We start from the raw sequence: 823 nt of genomic DNA, 5'->3' as shown, positions 1-823 counted from the left end.
CGTCTGGTTCTGCGTCTTCAAATGCAAGAGATCCAATGATTGTTTAGGGGGAGCCGAGCACCGTTACTGGCCCGGGCCCCCCCGGACAGGCCCTAGGTCACGGCTCGCGGTGTTGCTTCACCCCGTCCCCCGCCGAATGGTCCCGCACCGTATAGATCACTTGCCCGTCACGGCGAACGGCCGCGGCGCCGAAGAACGCTGCCTTGCGTCAGGACGGCCCGTGTGGCTGGTCGCCTCCGGACGGCCCGCTGTCGCCGCCTGAGAAGAGCGAGATGACTCCAAGGGCGAGACCTGCGGCACCGATAGCCGCGTTGGTCAGGTTAACCAGGTCACCATCGGCGTCTACACGGAGATGAGCGGTCGATCCATCCGCCAGACGGGACCAGCGCTGTGCAACCTGATCGTTCTGTACGGAGACGTCCCAGTCGTCGTCGCGCGAGCCAGGCTGGAAGGTTCCCGAGACATGCCCCTGACGCTGAAGTGTGTAGACCATTCCTTCTGAGTCCTTCACGGCCACGGCGACCTGCAAATTGAACTCGAGCGCACCGGAATCGTGGAGGTGACCCGTGAACCGACAGTTCCCACTCTTGGACATCGTCAGATGCGCAAAGCCGCCAACGGGAACGCCATCGCCGAACGTGATCGGACGAAATTCGAAGTCGAGTTGGTCCCCAGTTGTTCGCGCGACAAACTCAAGGTTCCAGAAGTTGCTGCCCACGCCACCATCCGGGCCGACCCAGAACACGTCCATCTGATCGGGGTTACGAGAGAAAGCCGCGATCGCACCGGGGACAGCATTGTTGGGACCGGCAATGGGAAATGG

Annotated in this window: 1 protein-coding gene; it reads right to left on the bottom strand. The window is 62.3% G+C overall.

What is annotated here, in order from left to right; genetic code table 11:
- Positions 1 to 208: 208 nt before the first annotated feature.
- Positions 209 to 823: hypothetical protein (locus tag ACTWQJ_RS51905; RefSeq protein WP_443313282.1), on the bottom strand; the 615-nt coding region annotated here is incomplete at its 5' end.

Origin of the sequence: Streptomyces sp. KR55 (assembly GCF_052245645.1) — a bacterium.
In the GTDB taxonomy this organism is placed as follows: Bacteria; Actinomycetota; Actinomycetes; order Streptomycetales; family Streptomycetaceae; genus Streptomyces; species Streptomyces flavusporus.
Note: the sequence above shows the minus strand (reverse complement) of the source record. Positions and strands in the feature narration are given on the sequence as shown.